Origin of the sequence: Myxococcus sp. MISCRS1, from assembly GCF_026626605.1 — a bacterium.
GTDB lineage: Bacteria > Myxococcota > Myxococcia > Myxococcales > Myxococcaceae > Myxococcus > Myxococcus fulvus.
Genome location: NZ_JAPNKB010000001.1, coordinates 754,978 through 778,667, shown reverse-complemented (window position 1 = coordinate 778,667; position 23,690 = coordinate 754,978). Strand labels below are relative to the sequence as shown.

Below are 23,690 nucleotides of genomic sequence, written 5' to 3'. Positions count from 1 at the left end.
CCCGGGCCGGGCGGGCCCGGGTCCCCTGGGAGCGAGTGTCGTCATGTCCTTGTCGCGCGGTCTGTGTCGGTCGGGTGGGTGGCTGCTGCTGTGTCTCGGTTTGGCGTGCTCCGACGGTGGTGCGGAGAGGCCCGCGCCCGAGTACCGGCTGTCACCCGAGCGCGCCGCGCGACTGGAGGCCCTGAGGACGGAGATCCTCTCGGATACGTGCTACCAGGGGGAGGACACCCGCGGCTGTCCCCGCGTGACGGTGCCGTTCGCGCCGACGCGCGACTTCGCCATGAAGGACAGCACGGGCGAAGCATTGCTCATCGTCGACGACTTCCCGACGTTGCCCGCGAGGGCGCTACGCTATCGCAATCGACTCCTCGGGTACTACCGGGCGCTGGAGGGCGGTGACGTCGTTGCGGCGGACCCGGGGTGGCTGGTTCCCCCCAGGTTCCACGAGGCACTGACCACGTTCGCCACCGAGGACTTCATCCCGGCCGAGGCGTTGCGCGCGCTGGCGGAGCCGCTGCGGGCCCACTATCCCGAGCAGGGTCGACAGAGCGTGGGACACGGCAGCACGGTGTTCTCCCTGTTGGTGGAGGCCAATCCCCGGCAGCCCATCGTCGTGATGGACCATCCGGGCCTGTATGAACTGTCGCGCTCGGAGTTCTGCGAGCCCACGGGTGAGCCGGGCGCCCTGGAGCGACTGAGGGGCAGGGCTCAGCGCGCGGCCACGGGGCTGCGGGGCGTCATCGAGCGACATGGCGTCCGCTTCGTGAACCTGAGCCTGGGCGAGACGGTCGACTCCCTGCGGCGCGCCTGGCCCCGGTACTGCTCGGGAGAGGCGCCGGGAGTGGAGGTCCTCCGCGCGAAGCTGGCCGCCTACGCCCCCATCGCGCAGGTGCTCTTCGCGACCCCCGGCGTCTTCACCGCGCAGGCGGCGATCGACGCCACGGACCCGCTGGATTACCCCTACGACTACCCGTCGGCGGAGTACCCGAACCGGCTTCGCGTGGGCTTCTTCACGACGCTCGAGTCAGGACTCGATGAGTCGGGGCGAGGGGACACATCGAAGCTGGAAGGGTGGCCCGCGCGCGAGGACGTCGATGTGTACGTGAACAGCGGCGTGCTCCCGACGCGCCCCTTCCCACACAACGCGACGCCGTGGCTCCAGGTGGACAGCTTCGGCGTGGACATCTTCCCCATCACCGTGGCGACGACGTCGTGGATGGCTCCTCTGGCGCTGTCGCGCTTCATCCATGTCCGCTACGAGCGCTTCGCGGACAGGACGATGACCGACGAGCTCATCCAGCGCATCACCAAGTGGATGGTGCCCTCGGCCTGCGAGGACAGGACCGACCTGGTCTGCGTGTTCCAGGACCCGCTCGCGCACGGGCAGCTCGAGGTCACCCGGCTGGGCTACCGGCCACGCGAGTACGTCGCGCCCTGAGGGCACTGTCGGGGACGTCATCGACCTCGCGGCGGTGGCCGCCTGGTCCGTCCAGGCGCGAGCTTCCGCGTCCCTGAGGGGGGCCGTGGTGACCAGGGGGCGTGCGACTGCTGAAGTGGCCCCATGAGTCGCGTGCCTGTCGAGGCAGTCCGCGAGCTGAGCGGCTACTCACCGCGGGAGGCGGCGTGGTCCGTGGGATGGCGGAGTGGCGCCATGAGGCACATCGTGTGCCTCTCGAGGTGGTCCGCGAACGGAGCGGCTCCTCGCCGCAGGCGGCGGCGTTGTCGGTGGGGGGCGTGTGGCGAAGCCTTCGGTGCTGCCAAGCGGCTACTCGCCGCAGGTGGCGGCGTTGTCCGTGGGGTGCAGCGTCGCGATGCCGTAGGTGCCGTTGCGCGTGCCGCACCAGATCTGCCAGCGCGTGTTGCCCAGGTCCTTCGCTGCGTACACGCCACCTTCCTTCTTCGCCCCATCCCGAGCGCAGCAGCGCGCGAAGGCCCGCGTCCCGATCGACATCAGGCCCACCGCGTCCTGCGAGTCGGTGAACCCGCCCACGCGCTTCTCGCCACAAGACCACGGGGCCACGCCCTGGAAGCGGATGAGGTACTGCTCCTTCGTCTTCGCGGAACCTCCGCGCACCGGGCCGCCGTAGCAGATGCGTCCCTCCGCCTCGAGCTGGGCGTAGCGCGGCAGGAAGTGCAGCCCGCCAATGGGACCGCGCTGCCAGTCGTCCCCACAGAACACGTGCGTGAAGGCGTTGCGCGGCCCCGTGCTCACCCACAGGCTCGTCAGCCAGTCGATGTTCGCCTGCCGGTTTCCAGGGCGCCCCGCAGCGGACAGCGCCGTCTGGAGCCGCGAGTCGTCGTAGTGCCGGGCGACGAAGCGCCGCACGTCCGCCGCGCTCACGCTCACGTCCGGCCGCGCGGGGCACAAATCCAACACCTCCCGGTCCATCGCCGACAGGGGAGGGGGCCTGGCGAACAGCGGCTCTCGCGAGCACGTCGTGGCGCAGCCCGAGGCCGGCTTCCACGACACGGCGGGCTTCGTCTCGGCGGCATACCGGGGAGCCTCGGCGCTCGGCGCGGTGACGACGACAGGCGCGCGACTCTCCTCCTCTCGCTCCGCCAACTGCTTCTCACGACTGCGTGCGCGCTCGGAGGCCTCCGCCCGGTCCGCCGCCGCCAGCGTGGCCGCGCTCGGGGCTGAAGGGGCCGCGGACTCCTCGGCGCCCTCGCACAGCACCCAGCCCTCGGCGGAGGGGCCCCGCAGCTTGCACCACGCCCGGGCAGGGCCGCCCTTCTTGAGCAACGGATACGTCTTCCCAGCCTCGACGGTGAAGACGACGCGGGAGGACTCGGGCTGCTCCACCGCGTCGACGGAGGACTCGGAGACGAACGCGCCCGGGCCCGCGAGGGCGGGGAGGGCGCTCAGCAGCAGACCGAGGCTCAGGGCGGCGGAAAGACGCATGGTGCGCGGGACTGTATCCCAATCCCACCCCGCCCCTCGACACGAGGGACGGGACGGGCCACTCCTCGGCCACCAGGGACGCACCACCCCCGGAGGGAATTCACGCCAGCTTGACGCGCGCCGCCTTCAGCTTGCCCACCTGGAGCGTGTACTCGCCGGCGGACAGCTCCGCCTTCGGGTCCGTGGCCTTCTCGCCGTTCACCCGCACGCCGCCCTGGGCCAGCATCTTCCGGCCCTCGGTCGAGGACGCCACCAGCTTCGCCTCGGCCAGCACCTTCGTCAGCGGCAGCGTCGGCGCGCCGCCCAGCGACACGTCCACCTGGGGCAGCGCGTCCGCGGACAGCTCTTTCTTCGCGAAGCGCTTCTCGAAGTCCTCCTCCGCCTTGCGGCCCGCCTCCTCGTCGTGGAAGCGCGCCGTCATCTCCCGGGCGAAGGCCACCTTCGCGGCCTTGGGGTGCACCTCGCCGCTGGCCACCTTGGCCTTCAGCTCGGTGACCTCCTTGAGCGTCTTCGACGAGAGCAGCTCGTAGTAGCGCCACATCAGGTCGTCGGTGATGCTCATCAGCTTGCCGAACATGGTGTCCGCCGGCTCGCTGACGCCCACGTAGTTGTCCAGGCTCTTGGACATCTTGTCGCCGACGATCTTCCCGTCGATGAGGCGGGCGCCCAGGCCCTCGAGGATGGGGCCCGTCATGATGACCTGCGGGGCCATGCTCTCCTCGCGCATGAGCTGCCGGCCCACCAGCAGGTTGAAGAGCTGGTCCGTCGCGCCCAGCTCCACGTCCGACTTCAGCGCCACGGAGTCGTAGCCCTGCAGCAGCGGGTAGAGCAGCTCGTGGATGGCGATGGAGACGTTGTCCCGGTGGCGCTTCTTGAAGTCGTCGCGCTCCAGCATGCGCTGCAGCGAGTAGCGCGACGCCAGGCGGATCATCCCCTCGGTGCCGAGCTTGTCGAGCCACTCGGAGTTGAAGCGGACCGTCGTCTTGTCCGCGTCCAGCACCTTGAAGACCTGCTGCTTGTACGTCTCCGCGTTCGCCTTCACCTCGTCGCGGGTGAGCGCCGGGCGCGTGGCGTTGCGCCCCGTGGGGTCTCCAATCAGCGCCGTGAAGTCGCCGATGAGGAACACCACCGAGTGGCCGAAGTCCTGGAAGCGCCGCATGCGCGTGAGCAGCAGCGAGTGGCCCAGGTGCAGGTCCGGCCGGCTCGGGTCGAACCCCGCCTTGATGACCAGCGGCTTGCCCGAGTCATACGAATACTGGAGCTTCTTCTTCAGGTCCTCGGGCGAGTGGAGGTCCACCGTGCCGCGGGTGACTTCTTCGAACTGCTCCTCGGGGGTCGCCTTGCGCAGTGCGTCCTGATTCATGGCCGGCGGACCATAACCGAAACCCCCGCCCTGCACGCGAGCCTTCCGCTTCCGGAAGTTCAGGTACCCGGCAGGTGGACGCGCACGCGCTCGATGCTCCGGCCGCGGCCGGTGGCGTCGTCGATGTCCACCACCACGCCCTGCAGGTAGACGAGCCGCTCGGCCACTTCATAGGGCGCGTGCTTCTGCCCCAGGAACCGCGCCAGCGACTGCTCCTTCTTCATCCCGATGACGGAGTCGAGCGGGCCACACATGCCCACGTCGGTGATGAAGGCCGTGCCGCCGGGGAGGATTCGCTCGTCCGCCGTCTGCACGTGCGTGTGCGTGCCCACCACGACGGACACCCGCCCGTCCAGGTGCGCCCCCATGGCGTTCTTCTCGCTGGAGGCCTCGCAGTGCATGTCCACGAGGACGCACGGCGTGCGCGCCTTCAGCTCCTCCACCAACCCCAGCACCACCTCGAAGGGGTTGTCGTGGGGACGCATGAAGACGCGACCCTCCAGGTTGATGACACCCAGCGCGCGCCCGTCCGGGAGCGTCACCAGGCCATGGCCCTTGCCCGGGGTGTCCTTGGGATAGTTGGCGGGCCGGAGCAGCTTGTCCGGCCGCGCCGTCACCCAGGGGATGATGGATTTCTTGGACCAGAAGTGGTTGCCGCTCGTGAGCAGGTCCACGCCCGCGGACAGCAGGGTGTCGGCCGTCTCCGGAGAGATGCCGGCACCCTGGTCGCTGTTCTCCGCGTTGGCGATGGTCACTTCGATGCCATGGGTGGCCTTCAGGCGTGGCAGGAGGGCGCGGACGGCTTGAAGCCCCGGACGACCCACCACGTCTCCCATGAAGAGGACCTTCACGTATCCAGGAACTCTGGCTCGCGATGCAGGCCGCGGTGGACCTCGGACTCGGTCACCACGAGGTCCATGTCCACGTCGTCACCCGTCGTGGGCAGCACCGACACGAGCTGCTCCTTGAAGGCCAGTCCCACGCGCCGGCTCCGGGGACTCGCCGCGCGCAGGGTGGCGTCGTAGTAGCCGCCTCCGCGCCCCAGCCGCTTGCCGTCCTCCGTGAAGCCCAGTCCTGGCACCACGAACAGGTCGATCTGCTCCACCGCGATGAGATCCGACGCGTTCGTCGGCTCCCTCACGCCCAGTCGCCCGGGCTCCAGCTCCAGCTCGGACTTGATGGCCCGGAAGGAGAGGATCCGCCCGTGCACATGGGAGAGCGGGTAGCAGACGATCTTCCCGTCCTGCAGCGCCGCCTTGAGGATGTCCTGCGTGGGGACCTCGCCCTTGATGGGGGCGTAGAGCGCCACGTACCGCGCCTTCTCGTAATACTTCGTCGCCAGGAATCGAGATTGGACCTTGAGACCCCGCGTATCGATGAGATCGGGCGTCATCGCCTTGCGGCGCGCCGTCAACTCATCCCGCAGCGTCTGCTTCCTCGCCGCCGCCGCCTCTTCCACCACCGTCTCGCTCACCGCCGCCGCTCCGCAGAAAAAGTCCCCCGCCGCATGGCCGTGTGCCCAGCGTCCATTGAACCCTCAAAAGCCAGGTGGGAACCGAAATCATGCCGCCGCAGGCTTCCCTCATCCCCCGTGAGGAGGGAGGGCTTGCACATGGCGACCGAAACGGACCCCGGAATGGACGTATCGGTTCGAATTTCTGCTGGGCATCACGCGCCCCGCAGGGGACAGCCCTTGAAACAAAGCTACAGTGCCACCAAGGTCCCGAAATTACAGCGAAAACTCGCGACCACCTTTTGAAATGATAAGGATGGGAAGCCGCGAGGTCAAGGCATCCTCGCGCGTTTACAAGGCGGGCGCAGGCCCCCTATGATGGCAGTCCCCCACACCCCGCACATGCCGCCCTCGCTTCTAAACAAGGGACTCGTGACGGCTCTTTCCGTCGCCTCCGGCCTCGCCTGGGCGGGACCGAAGCTCGCAGGCCCCTACCAGGGGGATACCTACGGGCAGGTGGACCTGCACATGGAAGGCGAGCGCCTGGTGGGCTTGTCCGCCGGGTCCGGAGGTGGCTGCAAGTTCGCCCCTGGCACGGAAGTCCTGTCCGGAGAGTTCCAGGGCAACGTCCTGGTGGCCACGGTGCAGCTCTGCCTGGAGGGCCCCCCGCCGGACTGCGTGGGGGTGAGGCCCTTCACGGCGCTGGCCGTCTACAACCCCAACTCGCTGGTGCTCAGCGCGCACTTCCGGCTGCCGCCCAAGTGTCACTCGCCCGGGTTGAAGGACTCGGTGCTGACGCTGCGCGGAGTCCGGGGGGCGGAGCCGGTGGAGCGCGAGGAGGAGGTGCCCGCGGCGCCCCCCGATGAGGTGGAGGCGTCCCTGGCGCCGGCGAAGGAGGCCGCGGCGGCGCGGCCCCAGCCCCTGGGGACCCGGCCGGTGGAGCTGGGGCAGAACCTGCTGGCGAACGGCAAGTGGGACATGGCCCGGGCGCGCTTCGAGGCGGCGCTGGCCGAGGACAACAAGGACATCGACGCGCTGGTGGGCATGGCCGCCAGCAACCTGGGCTCGGGCAACGCCGTCCGGGCGGTGGAGTACCTGGAGCGGATCCGCCCGGTGCCTCCGTCGCGGCCGGATGTCTACGCGTGGCAGGCGTACGCGGCGGAGCAGCAGGGCTTCAAGGGGCGCGTGGTGCCGCTGCTGCGCCGGGCGCTGGAGCTGAACTGGGCGCCGGAGAGTCCGAAGCCCTGGGAGGCGGTGCTGGTGCGGGCGCTCGCCGCGGACATCGAGCAGGTGCAGAAGACGGTGAAGAATCGCAAGCGCGCGCCGGGCCGCGAGTCGGCGGGAGCCGGAAGCTCGAGCCCGTGAGCCAGACGCCTTCGCCTCCGAAAGCCCAGCGGGTCTTCGGCCCCTATGAAATCCTCTCCGTGCTCGGCAAGGGCGGCATGGCGGAGGTGTACCGCGCGCGGGTGCTGTCGGGCCCGCGCGAGGGGTGGACCGTCGCGCTCAAGCGGCTCTTGCCGGCGCTGACGGCGGACCCGGACTCGGTGACGTTGTTCTCGCGCGAGGCGCAGCTGTCCAAGCAGCTGCACCACCCGAACATCGTGACGGTGTTGGATGCCGGTGAGCTGGAGGGCATCTACTTCATCGTCATGGAGCTGGTGGACGGGCGGGACCTGGGGCAGATCCTCCGCCGCTGCAAGGTGCGAGGCATCCCCCTGCCGCTCGACTTCGCGGTGTACCTGGGCAAGGTGCTGCTGGAGGCGCTGGCGTACGCGCACTCCGCCACCGGCGCGCAGGGCGAGCCGCTGGGCATCGTCCACTGCGACGTGTCCCCGTCGAACCTGTTCATCTCCCGCGTGGGGGAGATCAAGCTGGGGGACTTCGGCGTCTCGCGCGTGCTCGTGGACGGCAAGCTCCAGGAGGGGGAGGTGCTGGGCAAGCCGTACTACCTCTCCCCGGAGTCGCTGCTGGGCGAGGTGAGCCCGGAGGCGGACCTGTGGGCGGCGACGGTGGTGCTCTACGAGCTGCTCACCCTGGAGCGCCCCTTCACGGGCGCCACGCCGGACGAGGTCTTCCAGGCCATCCGCTCCCGCGCGTACCGGCCGCTGCGCGAGCTGCGTCCGGAGGTTCCCGAGGCGCTCGAGGACGTCGTGCGGCGCGCCTTCTCCGAGCGCCCCGAGGACCGGTTCACCACGGCGGAGTCCTTCGCCCAGGCGCTCGCGCCGCATTACGACGAGCGCGTGGGGACGCCGCTGGCCATCGCCGCGGTGGTGCGCGGGCTGTTCGGCGCCAGCGACATCATGCCCGCGGTGGTGGTGCCCCCGCCTTCCTCGGGCACGGAGTAGGGGAGCGGCCACGCGCCCCGCTGTCGCCTCGGCGCTGGCAGTCCCACGAGGGCGCGGGGATGACGAACCTCCTCGCATGCCGCGCCAAGGTGCGCGCGGCGCCCCCTCGCGAGGACCGCCATGGCCACCCAGAAGCCCCCGCCGCCGAAGCCCGAAGAGTCCGCCCCCGAGCGCAAGACGCGTGAGGAGCAGCCCGAGCGGCTGCCCGCCCGGCCCGAGGAGCCTCGCGAGGACGGGATGCCGGGCTACGGCCAGCCGGACGAAGAGGTGCGCGAGAAGTCGCTGCCCGATCAACCGTGGTAGCGCCCAGGCGCCGCTCACCGCGCCGCGGGCGACGTGTCACTCCTCGCCGACCATGGGCGGTGATTGCCCATCGTCGGGCTCGGCGGTGATGAGCGAGGAGCCCTGTTCCAGGTTGAAGGGGGCCAGCCGGTTCTGCCAGGTGGTGAAGGTGCCGATGGAGAGGAGTCCGAAGGCGCTGAACTTGCCGTCCGTCCCCTCGTAGCGATTGCGGTCCATCCGCAGTCCGGGGCGGGCGGTGTCGCGTCCCAGCTTCACGAAGCTCGTCATGTCGCGCAGCGTGTTGCCGTAGACCTGCAGGTCCGTGACGACGAGCGGCTCGTCCGCGGCGAGCCGCAGCCCCGAGTCCTCCGTCCGCTCGATGATGTTGTCGAGCACCCGCACCCGGTGCGCCCGCACGATGCGGATGCCCTGGCCATTGGCCCGGTTCGCGAAGTTGAAGATGTCCGTCACCACGTTGCCCTTCACCAGCACGTCGACGGGATTGTCCACGGGGGAGAGGCCGCCGATGGAGATGCCCCTCCCCGCCAGGAAGATGGCGTTGCCGATGATGCGGATGTTCGTGGCGTCCTCGTGCACCAGCACCGCCTCCGCCGCCGACGTCGTCGCCTGCCAGGGGAAGCGCTCCAGGTTCGGGAAGCGGAAGAACACGTTGCCCTGGATGGCCAGGTCGTCACACGCCTTCACGTCGATGCCGTTCTCCCCGCAGTCGTGCATCTGGTTCCCCTCGATGAAGAGCGCGGAGGGGCGGCCCTCGTTGGGCTGGCACTGCACGGCGTCTCCCGAGGCGTCATGCAGATCGTTCCCCACGATGAAGACCTCGCGCGACGCCCCCTTCACCACGACGGCGTGGGAGTCCTGACCCCATCGCGAGAAGTCATGCACCTTGTTGCCGGAGATGAGCAGCCGTGAGGCGTCGCTGACGACCACGCCACCTCCCGCGCGCCCGCCGTGGAGCACCGAATCGGTGAGCTGCGTGCAGGTGGTGTCGTTCTCGAACAACGCCGCGAACGAGGGCCGCTCGCGCACGTCGACCTCGACGAACTCGACCACCCAATAGGGCTGGCTCAGCATCACCAGGCTGCCCACGTCGGTGGCGGAGGGGACGATGATGGGGCGCGCGGCGCGCTCACCTCGCAGCACGATGGGCGCGGAGGCCGTGCCGGCGCGCGCCTTCAGCGGCGTGATGGCGACCTGCTCCGGATAGATGCCCGCGTGGACCTGGATGATGTTCCCTGGCTGTGCCTCCCTCACCGCCGCCATGATGGTGGTGAAGGGATTGGCGCGAGAGCCGAGCGGCGCCTCGGCATCCCGAGGTCCCAGGTTCGCGACGTGGAGCGTGGCGCCGAGCGCCGCCTCCGGCCCCGGGCAGCGATCTCTAAAAGCACTCGCGGCCTCGAGCGGCATCGCGTCCTCGTCCCACAGCGGCGTCGGCGCGCTCGCGGCCCGCGTGACGTCCTCCGTCGGCGAGGCGCCCTCCTGTCCCGAGCCCGGCGCGCACGCGAGCGCGAGCGCACCCGCGAGCACCGCGAGTCGATGCGTCAGCCACTGCTTCCCCCCTGAGCCCATCCCCATGTGTTCCCCCCGTGCATCGGCAGCGGAAAGAATGGTTTCCACCGGAGCGGGCATGTTCAAGGTCCATGCACCCCAGGGGGGATGGGGCATTCAACGCCGGATGCTCGCGCGCGTGATGGGCGGCCGCGTCAATCGCGCCTTGCACCCTGCAAGCACGCCGGGCCACGCCGGCTTCAGCCCGAGAGCGCCCTGACGGTGGGGACGTGACGACGCAGGGCGTCGACGACCTGTCGCACGTCCTCCTCGCGTGTCTCGGAGCCCAGGCTGAAGCGCAGGCTGCCTTGGGCCTCGGCCGCCGACAGGCCCATGGCCCGGAGCACATGCGAGGGCGTCAGCGTTCCGGAGGCACACGCGGCGCCCATCGACACGCAGATGCCCTCGAGGTCCAACGCGATGAGCAGCGCCTCGCCCTCGACCCCCTCGAAGCGCAGGTTGCTGGTGTTGGGCACGCGCGGCGCGCCCGCGCCATTGACCACCACGCCCGGCACCTGCGCGAGCACCGCCTGCTCGAAGGCGTCTCTCAGCGCGCCGACGCGCGAGGCCACCTGGGGCTGCTCGCTCGCGGCCAGCTCCAGCGCGAGCGCGAGGGCTTCCGCATGCGGGATGTTCTGCGTCCCTCCGCGCCGGCCCCCCTCCTGGTGTCCCGGCGTGAGGGCCCGCACGTCCACGCCCTTGCGCACCACCAGCACGCCGACCCCCGAGGGGCCGCCGAACTTGTGCGCGGACAGGGACAGGAGGTCCGCGTCCACCTCGCGCAACGACAGCGGCACCTTGCCCGCCGCCTGCACCGCGTCCGTGTGGAAGAGCACGCCCTGCTTGCGACACGCGCGCGAGAGCTCCGCCGCGGGCTGCACCACGCCCGTCTCGTTGTTGGCCCACATCAGCGAGCACAGCGCGGTGTCCGGCGTCAGCGCCGCGAGCAGGTCCTCCTCACGCACCCGCCCGTCCGCGCCCGGCGCCACCCGCACCACCTGCGCGCCCTCTTGCTCCAGCCGCGCCACCGCGCCGAGCAGGGCGGGGTGCTCCACCGAGGACGTCACCACGCGGCGTCGCTCCGCCACGGGACGCGCGTGGAAGGCGCCCACCAGCGCGAGCGCGTCCGCCTCGCTGCCGGAGGCGGTGAAGCAGACTTCCTTCGGCTCGCAGCCCAGCACCCGCGCCACCCGGGCCCGGGCGGCATCCAGCCTGGCGCGGGCCTCGCGGCCGGCCGCGTGCACGCTGGAGGCGTTGCCGTGGCCCCCTTGCGAGAAGGCGCGCGCGAGCAGCGAGGCCACCTCCGCGCGCACGGGCGCGGCGGCGTTGTGGTCCCAGTAGATCACGAGTCCTGCGCGGACAGCAGCGACACGGGCCGCTCGTCGGCGACGCCGAAGGCATCGAGGAAGCGGTTCACCAGCTCGCGCTTGAGCGCCTTGCGCTGCGCCGCCTTGCCCGACAACGGCAGCCGCGCGCCCGCCATGCTGCCGTGGCCGCCGGACGAGCCGCCGTAGTCCTCGAAGATCTCCCGGATGAGCCGGCCCGCGTTCATCCGCCGGTCCTTCACGCGCAGGCTGAAGTAGAGCTGGTTGCGGTACGTGCCGAAGGCCAGCGACCACTTGGTGCCCTCGAGGAACATCAGCCGCTCGGCGACCTCGGCCACCATGTCCGGGGAGTAGACCTCCTCCAGGTCGGTGACGATGGCGGTGCCGTACACCTTCGCCCGCTCGAAGGCCGTGTGGTACAGCTGGAAGTAGCGCGCCGGCAGCTCCGGGTGCTCGATCTGCGCGAGCATCGACTTGTCCATGCGCGGGAACAGCCACAGGTAGCTGTCGATGTCCGTCTGAGTCGTCTCGCGGCCCAGGTCGCGCGTGTCCGCCTTGATGCCGTAGAACAGCGCGGTGGCCACCTCCACCGAGGGCTCCACGCGCGCGGCGCGCAGGTACTCCACCAGCATGGTGGACGTGGCGCCGAAGTCGCCGCCCACGTCCGCGAACGGCGAGGCCAGGCTCTCCTCACGCAGCGGATGGTGGTCCACCACCAGGTGCGCCTCCATGCGCGCGGGCAGCGAGTGGTTGCCCACCTTGGGCTGCGTGTCCACCAGCCCGAAGAGGTCGTACTCGTCGAAGTCCAGCTGCGACACGTGCGAGACGGGCAGCCGCAGCACCTTCACGAAGGCGATGTTCTCCGCCCGGCCGATGATGCCCCCGTAGCCCACCTGGGCCTCCAGGTTCGCCCGGCGCTCGAGCAGTTGGGCGAGCGCCACCGCGGCGGCCAGCGAGTCCGGATCCGGGTTGTCGTGGGTGAGGATGAGCGCCTTGCGATGGCCCTTGGCCACCTCGAGCAGCCGCTCCAGCTTGTCCCGCGCCGACAGCAGGGCCAGTCGCGGTGGCGGAGGCTCCGTCAGCTCGCCCCCCGAGGCTCCCTGGGCACGGCGGCTGTTGAAGGACTGTGTCACGGGCATGGAGTGGTCTTCTTTACTTCCTCCGGCTCCCGGTTTCGAGGGGCCGGCGGGTGCGGGGTGTCTGCCGCACACCAAAGTTGCAGATGCCCCGGCCGACGTTCACGCGGGGGCGGAAGACCGGGTGCCCGGACGCCTTCCTGCCCCGGGTGCGGAGGCCCGCCCTTCCGGCGGCGGGCCTTGCCGGCCGGAGGGGGCCTGGTCTTCCTGGCGGGAGGGGACCTAGTTGTTGATGGCCTTGTACTTGCGGCCCAGGTCCCGGAAGTACTTCACGCCGTTGTCGAGCGAGTTCTCCATCGCGTCCATCAGCACCGTGCGGAACTGCGCCGCCGGGCCGCGGAAGCACTCGTAATAGCGCTGCCGATCGATGGAGTGGATGACCGCGGGCATGTAGTTGTTGCGCAACAGGATGAGGTTGCTGCACATGCGCCCCACCTTCCCGCTGTGCTCGGTGAAGGGGAAGATCTGCAGGAACATGTGCTGCACCGTGGCGGCCTGCTTGATGGGGTGGAACTCGCGGAACTCCGCGCTGGCCGTGTAGTCCACCAGCTTCTCCAGCGCGGGCTGGATCTTCGCGGGCTGGTGGATGTCGTGGAAGTACGTGCGGTGCAGCGGCATGTCCTTGCGCAGCCCCGAGCGCTCACGCTCCTTGGCGAGCTCCTTCTCGGTGCGCTCCCGTCGCTCCATGCGCGCGCGCTCGGCCAGCGCCTCGGGGGTGTTCCCGAGGAAGAGGTCGTGCATCCGCTTGATGGTGGTGAGGGTGATCTGCGCCTGCTTCTTGGCGCCCGCGGCTTCCTCGCGGATGAAGTCGCAGACGGCCTTGTGGTTGCGGATCTCGAGCACCACCGGAATCATCGAGGCCTCGGCGCTCGCGCGTTGCGGATACAGCGCGGCCTTCAGCTCCTGGTGGGTGTAGACCACGCCTTCCAACGCGGCGTCGTGGTAGATCCACGACATCTCGAACTGCTCGAGGAAGTCACGCGCCTGCTGCTTGTCCTTGAAGATCTCGAGGTAATCGCGCAGCGCCTCGTTCTTCTCGTCGATGTCCTGGTAGCGTTCCTTCACGGACTGCGGCTCCTTCTTGCGCCGAGCCACCCAAGAGTGGCCATAGCGTGCGGCCGAGCGATACAACGGCATGCGGATTCTAGAAATTCCGCACGGTTGTAACAACGAATTCCGTTAGAGATTGACGAGGAAGACCTCGCACGCCTGGTCGAGCAGGTCCTTGGAGAGGGCGGGCGGGATCTGCCGGTAGCGCGCCGCGTCCTTGATGAGTCCCACCAGGTCCCGGGGGTGACAGGCGCGCAGCTGCATGGTCCGCGGCTTGTAGTAGTGCTCGATGAGGTACGTGACGGCCTGGTCCACATAGGGGATTCCCGCCGCCTCGCACACCCGGCGGAAGATCTCCCGGTAGGACTCCTCGTCCGGATTCGTGACCTCAATCTTGTACTTGATGCGCCGCAGGAAGGCCTCGTCCACCAGCTCCTTCGGATCAAGATTCGTTGAAAACACGAGAAGCTGATCAAACGGGATTTCGAACTTCTTCCCGGTATGCAGGGTAAGGAAGTCGACGCGCTTCTCGAGGGGGACGATCCACCGGTTGAGCAGGTCCGTGGGGTGGACCTTCTGGCGGCCGAAGTCGTCGATGAGGAGCATGCCGCCGTTGGCCTTCACCTGGAACGGGGCCTCGTAGAAGCGGGTGCTCTCCGAGTAGATGAGGTCGAGCGTCTCCAGCGTGAGCTCGCCGCCGACGACGACGGCGGGTCTGCGGCAGAGCATCCACCGGTTGTCCATCTCGAAGGTCTGCCGGCGGCCGGAGGTGTCGCGGCCCAGCTCCAGCGGGACGGGGGTGTGGATGAGGTGGTCATGCACCTGGATGATCTGATTGCCGATCTCCAGGCAGTGCGGGACGTACACCTCGCCGCCGAACATGTGGGAGACGGCCTCGGCCAGGCTCGTCTTGCCGTTGCCGGGCGGGCCGTAGAGGAAGAGCGAGCGGCCGGAGTTCACCGCCGGGCCCAGCTTGTCCATCAGCTCCGCGGGCACGGTGAGGTGGCTGAGCGCCATCACCAGCTCCTCCTGGCTGACGACGGGCGTCTCCTCGGTCTGGCTGGTGATGAGCGCGTTGTACTGCTCGATGGGGACGGGGGCGGGGCCCACGTAGGTGGTGCGGGTGAGCGCGTCGCGCGCGTACTCGCGGCCCTTCTCCGTGAGGATGAACTCCACCGAGGCGCGGCCGAAGCCCTTGCCACCCCGCAGGTCCACCAGCTTCTCCGTGGCGAGGAAATCCACCACGTGCTCGATGACGCCCGGCCACGGCAGCCGCATCTCGTCGGCGATGCCCATGCCGGTGCCCGTACCGGAGTAGTAGAGGAACTTGAGCGCGATGTCCGCGAGCAGGCCCATCTTGAGCCCCGTCTCCTCCACCGTCTTCGGCTCGGCCGGGGCGATGTCCAGGATGGACGGGTTCTCTAGCTTGAATGGATTGTCGTCGTATGCGGGGCCGGCGGGTGCCATCGGGGGCCCTTTCTAGCCCAATCCGGTGGGTGGAGGGCAGGCGACGATGGGGGGGAGGGTCTTCCGTCACCGGGGCGTCGGGGCCCTCGGGTGGAGGAAGGGACGTCGGGCTCCCGGGCCGTCAGGGGCGCCGGGAGCCGGACGGGTGGAGCGTCAGACGTAGGTGAGCCACTCGGCGTAGCGCGGCTCCTGGCCCCGGACGGTGCGGAAGTACGTCTCCTGCACGAAGGTGCCGATGGGGCCGGGCTTGCCGGTGCCGACCATGCGGTCGTCCACCTCGCGCACCGGGGTGATTTCCGCGGCGGTGCCCGTGAAGAAGATCTCGTTGCAGATGTAGAGCGCGTCGCGGGTGAAGGTGACCTCGTCCACTTCGCGGCCGCTGTCGCGCAAGATCTTCAGCACGGTGTCGCGGGTGATGCCGTCGAGGATGGGCGAGGACAGGGGCGGCGTCTTGATGACGCCCTTCTTGTTCACCATGAAGATGTTCTCGCCGGACGCCTCGGCCACGAAGCCGCTGATGTCCAGGAGGATGGCCTCGTCATAGCCGCCGAGCACCGCCTCGCGCTTGGCGAGGATGGAGTTGACGTACTGGCCCGAGATCTTGCCGCGCACCATGTTCACGTTGACGTGCATGCGGGTGAAGGAGCTCACCTTGGCGCGGATGCCCTCGCGGATGCCCTTGTCGCCCAGGTACGCGCCCCAATCCCACGCCGTCACGGCGACGCGGGTGGGGTTGACGGCGCCCAGGCCCATGGCGCCGTCGCCCATGAAGGCCACCGGCCTCAGGTACGCGCCGTTGGCGAACAGGTCCTTCTGCTTGCGCAGCACGTCCAGGCACGCCTCGACCAGCTCGTCCTCGGAGTACGGAATCTTCAGCATGATGATGTGCGCCGAGTCGAGCAGCCGGCGGATGTGCTCACGCAGGCGGAACACCGCCAGGCGGCCATCATGCGTGCGGTACGCGCGGATGCCCTCGAACGCGCCCAGCCCATAGTGGAGGGCGTGCGTCATCACATGGACATGGCCCTCGTCCCATTTCACCAATTTGCCGTCGAGCCAGATCTGGTCGGCACGCAATACGCTGGTCGAGGTGGAGCTCATGCGGGGGTTCCTTCGCCCTGAAAAGTGGAACTGCCCCGCCCTTCTAGCCACCACACGCTATGAGGTCAAAGCGTGAAAGCCGTTCCCCGGAATTCAGAGCACGGCGGGCAAGGGGGTCAGCATGCGTCGGAGCCACGGCAGGTCGTCCGCCATGGCCTTGCGGCCGAAGTGGAGGGCCTTGGAGGCGAGCTCCACGGAGGGCACGACGTCGAGCGGTGAGAGCGTGCGAGGGAAGCGCTTGATGTGATGCGCGTAGGGCAGGTTGGGCGCCACCGTCATCGCCGCGAGCCGCTGCAGCGGCAGCCAGAAGGGCGTGGCGAGTCGCGGCGCGAAGCCGTCCAGCGCGAGGATGAAGGTGTTGCGCGTGCCGATGCGCCCCTTGGCCACGGCCTTCCAGGCGGCCTTGGCGGGGAGGTTGTCGACGAGGCCGCCGTCGATGAAGCGCGCGATGCCGTGGTGCGCCATCAGCCCGTCGAGCAGCGAGTGCATGCGCGGGTCCTCGCGCAGCACGTCGTAGTGGATGACGCCGGGCAGGGCGGAGGAGAAGCCCGCGGCGTCGAGCGCGTCGAACTCGCCGCTCGCGTCGTCGGCGCCCAGGTGCAGGCGCATCGTGATTTCGGGGCGCGTGAAGAGCTCGGCCATGGCGCCCATGGCGGCCTGGATGCGGCGCGCGACCCCCACGGGGTCGAGCAGCCCCAGGGGGCTGGTGCCGAGCAGGCGCTCGTAATACTCGAGCGGCCTGGGGAGCATGCCCCGACGGATGCCGCCCACGGCGATGAGCGTGGGGACGGGGAGGTCCTTGAGCCGCATGCCGCTGCCCTCGGGGCCCGCGCCGAAGAAGCGGCCCAGGCCCGCGCGCAGGAACAGCCGCAGCGCGGCGGGCAGGCCGTAGCGGCTCTCCGTGGAGATGAAGCGGAAGAGCTTCCGGAAGGACAGGCCCCGGACGATGTTGATCATCTCCGTGGGGTCGAAGCGCGCCATGCGCGAGCGCATCAGTGCGAGCACCGCGCCCATCGACGCGCCCGCGAGCAGCCGGGGCTCCAGCGCGTGCTCGGCCAGCAGGCTCATCACGCCCAGGTACACGAAGGCGGTGCCGCCTCCGCCGCCCGTCACCATGACGAGCTCCTTGTGCCGCAGCTCCCGGTCCAGCGCCTCGGGCGGTACACGTCCCCGCAGTCGCGCGAGGACTCCATCGCGCGCGCGGGCCGCGTGCTCGCGCAAGTCCCTCACGTGCGGCACCAGCCTGTCCCTCGTGGGAGGCCTCGCGCCGTTCAGCACCGGGCCGAGCCGCCGCTCCACCTCCTCACGGAAAGGGGTGAGCTGCGCGCCCACGCCCACGTCGAGGCCGCCGTGCTGGACCTTGTAGAGCTTCGCGAGCGACAGGGCGGTGCGCAGCACGGCTTCCTCGCGCGCGTCGAGCAGGCCGGGGCCGTCCACGCACGCGCGCACGAGCGTCAGCTCCTGCTGCTCGAGCGGGCGGTTGATCTGGAAGCGTTCCTTCAGGAGCACGAGCGGCCAGGGCCTCGAGGAGAGCGGGCCGCCCGAGCATACACCGGTGGACGGATGCCCCGGCTCACGCGGAGCCGGGTGTCCCGACGCACCTCACGCCTGGGCGATCTGCGGCAGGTTGGCGCGCGCCTTCTCGATGTCGCCTTCGTACTTGAGGACGAGGTTGAGCGTGGAGGCCACCACGTCCGAGGTGAGCTGGTCCGCGTTGAGCAGCACCAGGCTCTGCGCCCAGTCCAGCGTCTCGCTGATGGAGGGAGCCTTCTTCAAGTCCAGCGCGCGGATGGCGGCGACGGCCTCCACCACCTGCTCGGCGAGCACCTGCGGCACCTGGGGCAGCCGGGAGCGGACGATGCGCAGCTCGCGCTCGCGGTCCGGGAAGTCGATGTGCAGGTGCAGGCAGCGGCGCTTGAGCGCGTCCGACAGCTCGCGCGCGGCGTTGGACGTGAGCAGCACGCGCGGGATGTGCTTCGCCCGGAACGTGCCCAGCTCCGGAATCGTGACGGCGTTGTCGGAGAGGACCTCCAGCAGGAAGGCCTCGAACTCCGGGTCCGCCTTGTCGATCTCGTCCACCAGCAGCAGGGCGGGGCGCTCGGAGAGCTGCGCGCGCAGGATGGGGCGGGGCAACAGGAAGCGCTCGGAGAAGAACACCGCGTCGCCGGACGCCAGCCGGTCCGCGGCCTCCGCCAGCGACTGGGTGCCCTCCACCATCTCCCCAATCTTGTCCTTGAGCAGCTGGGTGTAGAGCAGCTGCTTGGCGTACTCCCACTCGTAGAGCGCCTTGGCCTCGTCCAGGCCCTCGTAGCACTGGAGCCGGATGAGCTCGCGGCCCAGCGCGGCGGCCATGGCGCGCGCCAGCTCCGTCTTGCCCACGCCCGCGGGGCCCTCCACCAGGATGGGCTTGTCCATCCGGTCCGCCAGGAAGGCCGCGGTGGCGATCTCCGGTGAAGGCAGGTATCCCACCTGCTCGAGCTGCTTCTCTGCGTCCGCGACGCTGTCGAATCCGCGGACCTTGGCCGTCTCTGGGGTGCTCACGCGGCGGAACTTAACCGAGGGCCTTTCAGGCGACTGCGGCAAAAATGCCAGGATCCTCACCCCCACGTCGCGGCTCTCTTGCCCCGCTGGTCCCCAACCCTGCGGAAAAGGGAGGGAAATTATTTGCGCACCGTGGGCACGCACCGTGCATCTCAGTGGCGCAACTCACGAAGGGAAAGCAGCGAGGTCCGTGGTCATGGTGTGGGCGTGGATGAGGATGGTGATGGCGGTGGCGGTGCTCCTGTTGCCGGGAGGCTTCCCGCTGCTGCTGGCGTACATCACGCTGCGGACGCTGATGGCCCGCTGGCGCGAGGCGCAGGCGCAGGCGCACAGCGTGGGCCGTGAGGCCTCCCTCCGCGACGTCCTCGCCTCACTGCACTTCAAGGAGCTGGTGCGCGACGCGCGCGCCGTCCTCTGAGTTTTTCACCCAGGTAGGGCACGGATGTCGCGGCTCCAGGCGAGTCGCTCCCGAAGCCCTCCGGGTCGGCGGACCGCCGGCCTTCCGGCGGATGCCGGGACTCCAGACAGCCAGGGTGACGGGAAGCCGGCGGGGCCGCCCCACGTGAGGCGGCCCCAGGCCCGCTACTTGTCCAGCTCGTCCACCAGGGCCGTCCAGTCGTCATCCTCCTTGGCGGCCTGGGTGGGCAGCTGGATGACCATGGTGCGGTCCGTGGGCTCCGACTCGTCGCCACCCAGCGGGGCGGGGGCGGGAGCGGCCTTCTTCGCGGCGGCGGGCTTCGCGGCGGCCTTGGCGGCCTTGGCGGGAGCGGGGGCCGCGGCCGCGGGGATGACCTGGTTGAGCTGAGGCCGGGTGGCCAGGTCGTCGTCCTCGACGGGCGCCGGGGCCTTGGCGGCCTTGGCGGCGACGGGGGCGGGCGTGGCGGCGGGGGCCTTGCTCTTGTAGCGAGCCAGCTCCAGCTCGGCGACCTTGAGCGCCTTGCTCTTCTCCTGGACGGACTGCTGCAGGCGGGTGACCTCCTGCGTCTTGATGGCCTCGCGCCGCTCGAGCTCCGCCTTCTGCTTGGTGTTGAGCTCCTCGATTTCGCGCAGCTGGCGGGCCTCCAGGTCCTTGCGCTCCTTCTGGGCGGTGGCGAGGCGGGCGGCGGCCTCGTTGGCCTTGCCCTCGGCGGCGGCCACCTTGGCGGCCAGGTCCTTCTCCGCGCGGGCCTTGGCGCCCTGCGCGTTCTCCACCGCCAGCTCCAGGTCCTGCACCTTCTTGGTGCGGGTGGCGAGCTGGGCCTGCAGGTCCTTGGCCTTGGCGTCCGCGTCGGCCGCCTTCGCCTGGGCCTCCTGGGTGAGCTGGGCGATGCGCTGCTCGGCCTTGGCCAGCTTCGCCGCCAGCTCGTCGGACGCGCGCTTCGCCTCGGCGCGCTCCTGCTGCCAGGCCTGGGCCGCTTGAGCCTGGGCCGCCTGCGCCTGCTGGAGCTGTCCTGCCAGGCCGTCGCGCTCCTGGGTCAGCTTCTGGTGGCTGGTGCCCGCCGCGCGCAGCTGCTCCTCGCGCTCGCCGAGCGCCTTCTTCGCCAGCTCCAGCTGGTTGTTCAGGCCGGCCATCTGCTGGCCGAGCCCGTCCGCGTGGCGCTTGGCGTCGGTGGCCTGCGTCTGGAGCTTGGTCTCCAGGGCCTTGACCTGCTCGGTGCGGGTGGCGACCTCGCGGTTGAGCACCTCGGCCTGACGCATCTTCTCCTGCGTCACCTGGGTGAGCTTGCGCAGCGTGTCCGAGAGCTCCTTGCCCTTGGTGGCCAGGTCGTTCTGGAGCAGCTCCTCGCGGCGCTGGGACTCCTCGGTGAGGGTGTCCAGGCGCTCCTTGAGGTTCGCGCGGGTGTCCTCCACCTGGGCGAGCTGCGCGGTGAGCTGGGTGACGTCCGCGACGCGGGCGCCCAGCTCGTGCTTGGTGATGGTGAGCTGCTCGCCCAGCTCCTCCGCCTGGTTGCGCGCCTCGTTGAGCTCGCCCTCCAGCGCGGACTGGGTGCTGGCCGCCTGCTGACGGCTGGTGGTGTGCGCCTGCTGCTCGCGCGACAGGGCGTCGCGGGTGGCGGCGAGCTGGCCCTGCACCTGTTCCAGCGTCTGGCTGGTGGCCTCCAGCTCCGAGCGCAGCCCGTCACGCTCGCCGGTGAGCGCCTCGATGGTGGCGCTCGTCTCGGCGGCGAGCTTCTCGTGCGCGGCGCGCTCGGCCTCGTAGTTGCCCAGCGTCTCAGACAGTTCGCCGCGCAGCTGGCCAATCTGGCCGGTGAGCAGCTGCTCCAGCGCGTCCTTGGCCTCGCCCAGGGCCTGGAGCTCGGCGATGCGCTGGTTCCTCTCGCCCGTGGTCCGGGACAGCGAGGCCTGCGTCTCCTGGAGCACGGCGCGCGTCTCGTCCAGCTCCAGCTTGAGCTGATCCCGCTGCGCGGTGGTGGTGCCCAGCTCGTCGCGCGTCTCCTCCAGCGTGTTCTGCGTCTGGGTGAGCGTCTGGCTGGTGGCCTCCAGCTCGCCGCGCGTCTCGGCCAGGCTGCCCTCGGTCTGGGAGAGCGTGCCTTGTGTCTGCGCCAGCTGCTGCTCGGTGCGCGCCAGCGTGTCCTGGGTCTGCGCCAGCGTCTGGCTCGTCGCATCCAGCTCCCCGCGCGTCTCGGAGAGCGACTGCTCCGTGTTGGCGAGCGTCCCCTGGGTCTGCGCGAGCTGCTGTTCGGTCTGCGTGAGCTGCTGCTCGGTCTGAGCGAGCGTCCCTTGGGTCTGCGCCAGCGTCTGGCTGGTGGCGTCCAGCTCGCCGCGCGTCTCGGAGAGCGACTGCTCCGTGGTGGCGAGCGTGTTCTGCGTGTCCGCGAGCTGCTGCTCGGTGCGGGAGAGGGTGTCCTGCGTCTGCGCGAGCGTCTGGCTGGTGGCGTCCAGCTCCCCGCGCGTGGAGGACAGCGCCTCCTCCGTCTGGGCCAGGCGCGTCTGCGTCTCGGACAGCGACTGGCTGGTGGCCTCCAGCTCGCCGCGCGTCTCGGACAGCGACTGCTCGGTGGAGGCGAGGGTGCCCTGCGTGTCCGCGAGCTGCTGCTCGGTCTGCGCGAGCGTGCCCTGCGTCTGCGCCAGCGTCTGGCTGGTGGCCTCCAGGTCTCCGGTCAGCTCGGAGATGCGCTGGTCGCGCGTGGCGACATCACCCTGGAGTCCCTCGATGGTGGACTCGCGCTGGGCGACGGTGTCCTCGAGGGACGCGACGCGGGCCTGGAGCTGCTCGCCCTGGTTCTGGGCCGCCTCGAGCTGCGAGGTGAGGGCCTGGATTTGACCTGTGAGGTCGGCCTCCTGCTCCGCCTTGGCGGCGCGGACCTCTTCGAGCTGGCGGGTGAGGTCCTCCTCCAGCGCGTCCTTGGCGACGCGCAGCGCCTCCAGGCGGCCGGTGAGGTCCTCCTCCAGCGCGTTCTTCGCCTCGGTGAGCGCCTGCAGCTCACCGGTGAGCTCGGCCTCGCGGTCGGCCAGGTGGGCCTTGACGGCCTCGACCTCGCCCTCCAGCTCGCCGATGCGCTCCAACTGCTGCTGGATGCTGGAGTTGAGGTCCGCCTCGGTGCGCTCGTTGCGGGCGATGGTCTCCGACAGCTCGCGGTCCAACGCCGAGATCTTGGCGTCGCGGTCCTCGATGCGCTGGCTGAGCTCCGCCTCCTGGGCGTCCTTGTCCAGCCGGAGCTGATCCCGCTCGCCGGTGGTGCGCGCGAGGTCCGTCTCGAGATCCGCCACCTGCTGGCTGAGCCTCGCCTCGAGCGCGTCGCGCTCCGCGTTCAGCCGGGTGATCTCCGCGTCGGCGCGGGCGCCGTGCTCCTCGGCGGAGGCGGCGCGCGTCTCCAGGCCGCGCACGGTGGAGTCGCGCTCCTGCTCGGTCTGCTGCAGCCGCTCCTGGAGGGCCTGAATCTCGCCGTCCAGCTCGGCGTAGCGCTGGTCGCGCTCGCTGATGGTGCGGCCCAGCTCCGCCTCGAAGTCGTCACCGCGCTTGCCCAGCCGGGCCTCTTCGGCCTCGTGCGCGCGCACGCTGTCCTGGAGCTTCTGCTCCTTGACCTCGAACTCCAACGTGACGACGTTGAGGTGCTTGTCGAGCTTCTCGTATTCGCCGCGCAGGTGCTCCAGCTCGGCGCCCCGCCGCGCGAGGTCGTCGTCGCGGTTGTGGACCTCCTTGCGCAGCAGGTTGATGTCCTTCTCCTTGGAGGCGACGACCTCGATGAGGTCCTTCTCCGAGGAGAACTTCTGCAGCAGCAGGTCGTCGACGGTGGCGCCGTGCTCGCGCTCCTTCTGGAGCATCGCCTGCTGGGCCTCGTTGAAGCGCCGCAGCAGATCGTCCACCTGCATCTTGAGGCCCTGCAGCTCCACGTCCTTCTCGTGGAGGCGGTCCTCGCCGGAGAGCAGCTCGCGCTCGCGCACGCTCCAGATCTCGGAGAGGCGGGCCAGCTGGGCCTCGCGCGTCTTGAGCTCGTCGCGGAGGATCTGGATCTTCCCCTCCGGCGTGCCCATCAGCTCGCGGCGCGGGGGCGGGCGCTTGAGCTGACGCGACTCGGCGAGCAGCTCCGCCTTGCGGTCGGCGATGGACTGGAAGGCGCGGTCCAGGAAGGCACGGTCCTCCTCGGTCATCGCGCTGCGGCGCTCGCGCTTGGGGAGCTTGGGCGGACCGCCGGCGTTGGTTCGGATGCCTGGCATGGGGGGCGGCGCCTCGCGCGGCGCGTTACCGGCGAGCGCGGCGTCGAGCGAGGCGTCCGACTCGTCCTGGCCCGGCGGCATGATGCCCGTGCTCATCGTGGCCAGCTCCCCCATCTCGAAGGGGATGACGAGGTAGCCGTCCGCGGCGCCCGGCGTCTGCCGGTGCTGCGTGAGGCCCTCGACGCCCGTGTCGGAGGAGAGGAGCAGGACCTTGAGGTTCTGGCCCCACTTGCCCTTCTTGATCTGCCCGCACAGCGTGAAACCGGATTGATCCGGAAGCTCGGCCCGAAGGACGACGAGATCCGGTCGGCGCTTCTCCAGCTCGCGCTGCGCATCCGTCGCGGTCGCCGCCATGGCGGTCTGGTAACCCGCGCTCTTGAGCACGGTCGCCATGCTGAGGGCGAAGTCGTTCTGGCTTTCAACGATGAGGACGCGGCGCTCCATGAAGCCCTTTCACCCGTAAAAAGTGCAGTGAAAACCGCGACATCCTACTGGGCGGGAGCGACGCTTGGAAACTTTCC

Annotated in this window: 18 protein-coding genes and 1 other RNA gene; 5 read left to right on the top strand and 14 right to left on the bottom strand. The window is 69.9% G+C overall.

The window, feature by feature from the left end:
* Window positions 1-43 precede the first annotated feature (43 nt).
* Complete coding sequence (locus tag OWM54_RS02815) at window positions 44-1,438, top strand: hypothetical protein (protein ID WP_267696548.1); 1,395 nt, start codon at window positions 44-46, stop codon at window positions 1,436-1,438.
* A gap of 327 nt (window positions 1,439-1,765) precedes the next feature.
* Here the strand turns inward: OWM54_RS02815 and OWM54_RS02810 are convergent, their stop codons facing one another.
* The 5 genes from OWM54_RS02810 to ssrS form a co-directional block, all read right to left on the bottom strand.
* Window positions 1,766-2,902 carry a hypothetical protein gene (locus OWM54_RS02810; protein WP_267696547.1) on the bottom strand — a complete coding sequence of 379 codons (1,137 nt, stop codon included), beginning with the start codon at window positions 2,900-2,902 and terminating at the stop codon, window positions 1,766-1,768.
* A gap of 100 nt (window positions 2,903-3,002) precedes the next feature.
* Window positions 3,003-4,265: a tyrosine--tRNA ligase gene (tyrS, locus tag OWM54_RS02805; protein WP_223750057.1), complete on the bottom strand. Its 1,263-nt coding sequence runs from the start codon at window positions 4,263-4,265 to the stop codon at window positions 3,003-3,005.
* Between the two features lie 59 nt (window positions 4,266-4,324).
* The gene (locus OWM54_RS02800; protein WP_141322810.1) at window positions 4,325-5,116 is read right to left on the bottom strand and encodes a TIGR00282 family metallophosphoesterase; all 792 of its coding nucleotides are present in this window, start codon (window positions 5,114-5,116) and stop codon (window positions 4,325-4,327) included.
* Complete coding sequence (locus tag OWM54_RS02795) at window positions 5,113-5,739, bottom strand: 5-formyltetrahydrofolate cyclo-ligase (RefSeq protein WP_141322811.1); 627 nt, start codon at window positions 5,737-5,739, stop codon at window positions 5,113-5,115. The genes OWM54_RS02800 and OWM54_RS02795 overlap by 4 nt, the downstream gene beginning before the upstream one ends.
* 19 nt (window positions 5,740-5,758) lie before the next feature.
* Window positions 5,759-5,954, bottom strand: a non-coding RNA gene (gene ssrS / locus OWM54_RS02790) — 6S RNA.
* Between the two features lie 196 nt (window positions 5,955-6,150).
* On the opposite strand from ssrS, the gene OWM54_RS02785 reads away from it, so the two are divergent.
* The 3 genes from OWM54_RS02785 (at window position 6,151) to OWM54_RS02775 (ending at window position 8,366) form a co-directional block, all read left to right on the top strand.
* Window positions 6,151-7,083 (top strand): tetratricopeptide repeat protein, encoded by a 933-nt coding sequence (locus OWM54_RS02785; protein WP_141322812.1) that lies wholly within the window; start codon window positions 6,151-6,153, stop codon window positions 7,081-7,083.
* Window positions 7,080-8,063, top strand: a complete 984-nt coding sequence (locus OWM54_RS02780; RefSeq protein ID WP_223750055.1) for a serine/threonine-protein kinase — start codon at window positions 7,080-7,082, stop codon at window positions 8,061-8,063. The genes OWM54_RS02785 and OWM54_RS02780 overlap by 4 nt, the downstream gene beginning before the upstream one ends.
* 120 nt (window positions 8,064-8,183) lie before the next feature.
* The gene (locus OWM54_RS02775) at window positions 8,184-8,366 is read left to right on the top strand and encodes a hypothetical protein (protein ID WP_223750054.1); all 183 of its coding nucleotides are present in this window, start codon (window positions 8,184-8,186) and stop codon (window positions 8,364-8,366) included.
* 36 nt (window positions 8,367-8,402) lie between these two features.
* On the opposite strand, the gene OWM54_RS02770 is transcribed toward OWM54_RS02775, so the two are convergent.
* The 8 genes from OWM54_RS02770 to OWM54_RS02735 all read right to left on the bottom strand — a co-directional run bounded on the left by OWM54_RS02770 (window position 8,403) and on the right by OWM54_RS02735 (window position 18,531).
* Entirely contained in the window at window positions 8,403-9,932 is a 1,530-nt protein-coding gene (locus tag OWM54_RS02770) for a right-handed parallel beta-helix repeat-containing protein (RefSeq protein WP_267696545.1), read from the bottom strand.
* 179 nt (window positions 9,933-10,111) lie between these two features.
* The gene (locus OWM54_RS02765) at window positions 10,112-11,257 is read right to left on the bottom strand and encodes a cysteine desulfurase family protein (protein WP_267696544.1); all 1,146 of its coding nucleotides are present in this window, start codon (window positions 11,255-11,257) and stop codon (window positions 10,112-10,114) included.
* Window positions 11,254-12,375, bottom strand: a complete 1,122-nt coding sequence (locus OWM54_RS02760) for a DHH family phosphoesterase (RefSeq protein WP_223784676.1) — start codon at window positions 12,373-12,375, stop codon at window positions 11,254-11,256. Before OWM54_RS02760 ends, OWM54_RS02765 begins: the two co-directional genes overlap by 4 nt.
* A gap of 219 nt (window positions 12,376-12,594) precedes the next feature.
* Entirely contained in the window at window positions 12,595-13,437 is an 843-nt protein-coding gene (locus tag OWM54_RS02755; protein WP_141322818.1) for a Fic family protein, read from the bottom strand.
* A 114-nt stretch (window positions 13,438-13,551) separates the two neighbouring features.
* Window positions 13,552-14,889, bottom strand: a complete 1,338-nt coding sequence (locus OWM54_RS02750) for an AAA family ATPase (protein WP_141322819.1) — start codon at window positions 14,887-14,889, stop codon at window positions 13,552-13,554.
* Window positions 14,890-15,042: 153 nt separating this feature from the next.
* A complete protein-coding gene (locus OWM54_RS02745) occupies window positions 15,043-15,990 on the bottom strand; it encodes a branched-chain amino acid transaminase (RefSeq protein ID WP_267696543.1) in 948 nt (315 codons plus the stop codon).
* 93 nt (window positions 15,991-16,083) lie between these two features.
* Window positions 16,084-17,499, bottom strand: coding sequence for a patatin-like phospholipase family protein (locus tag OWM54_RS02740; protein ID WP_223750049.1), 1,416 nt, complete (start codon window positions 17,497-17,499; stop codon window positions 16,084-16,086).
* Window positions 17,500-17,592: 93 nt separating this feature from the next.
* On the bottom strand, window positions 17,593-18,531 hold the full coding sequence (locus tag OWM54_RS02735) for an AAA family ATPase (protein ID WP_141322822.1): 939 nt from the start codon (window positions 18,529-18,531) through the stop codon (window positions 17,593-17,595).
* A 211-nt stretch (window positions 18,532-18,742) separates the two neighbouring features.
* Here OWM54_RS02735 and OWM54_RS02730 point away from each other — a divergent pair, with 211 nt between their 5' ends.
* Window positions 18,743-18,949, top strand: coding sequence for a hypothetical protein (locus OWM54_RS02730; RefSeq protein WP_223750048.1), 207 nt, complete (start codon window positions 18,743-18,745; stop codon window positions 18,947-18,949).
* 164 nt (window positions 18,950-19,113) lie between these two features.
* On the opposite strand, the gene OWM54_RS02725 is transcribed toward OWM54_RS02730, so the two are convergent.
* Window positions 19,114-23,613, bottom strand: a complete 4,500-nt coding sequence (locus tag OWM54_RS02725; protein WP_223750047.1) for a response regulator — start codon at window positions 23,611-23,613, stop codon at window positions 19,114-19,116.
* Window positions 23,614-23,690 lie beyond the last annotated feature (77 nt).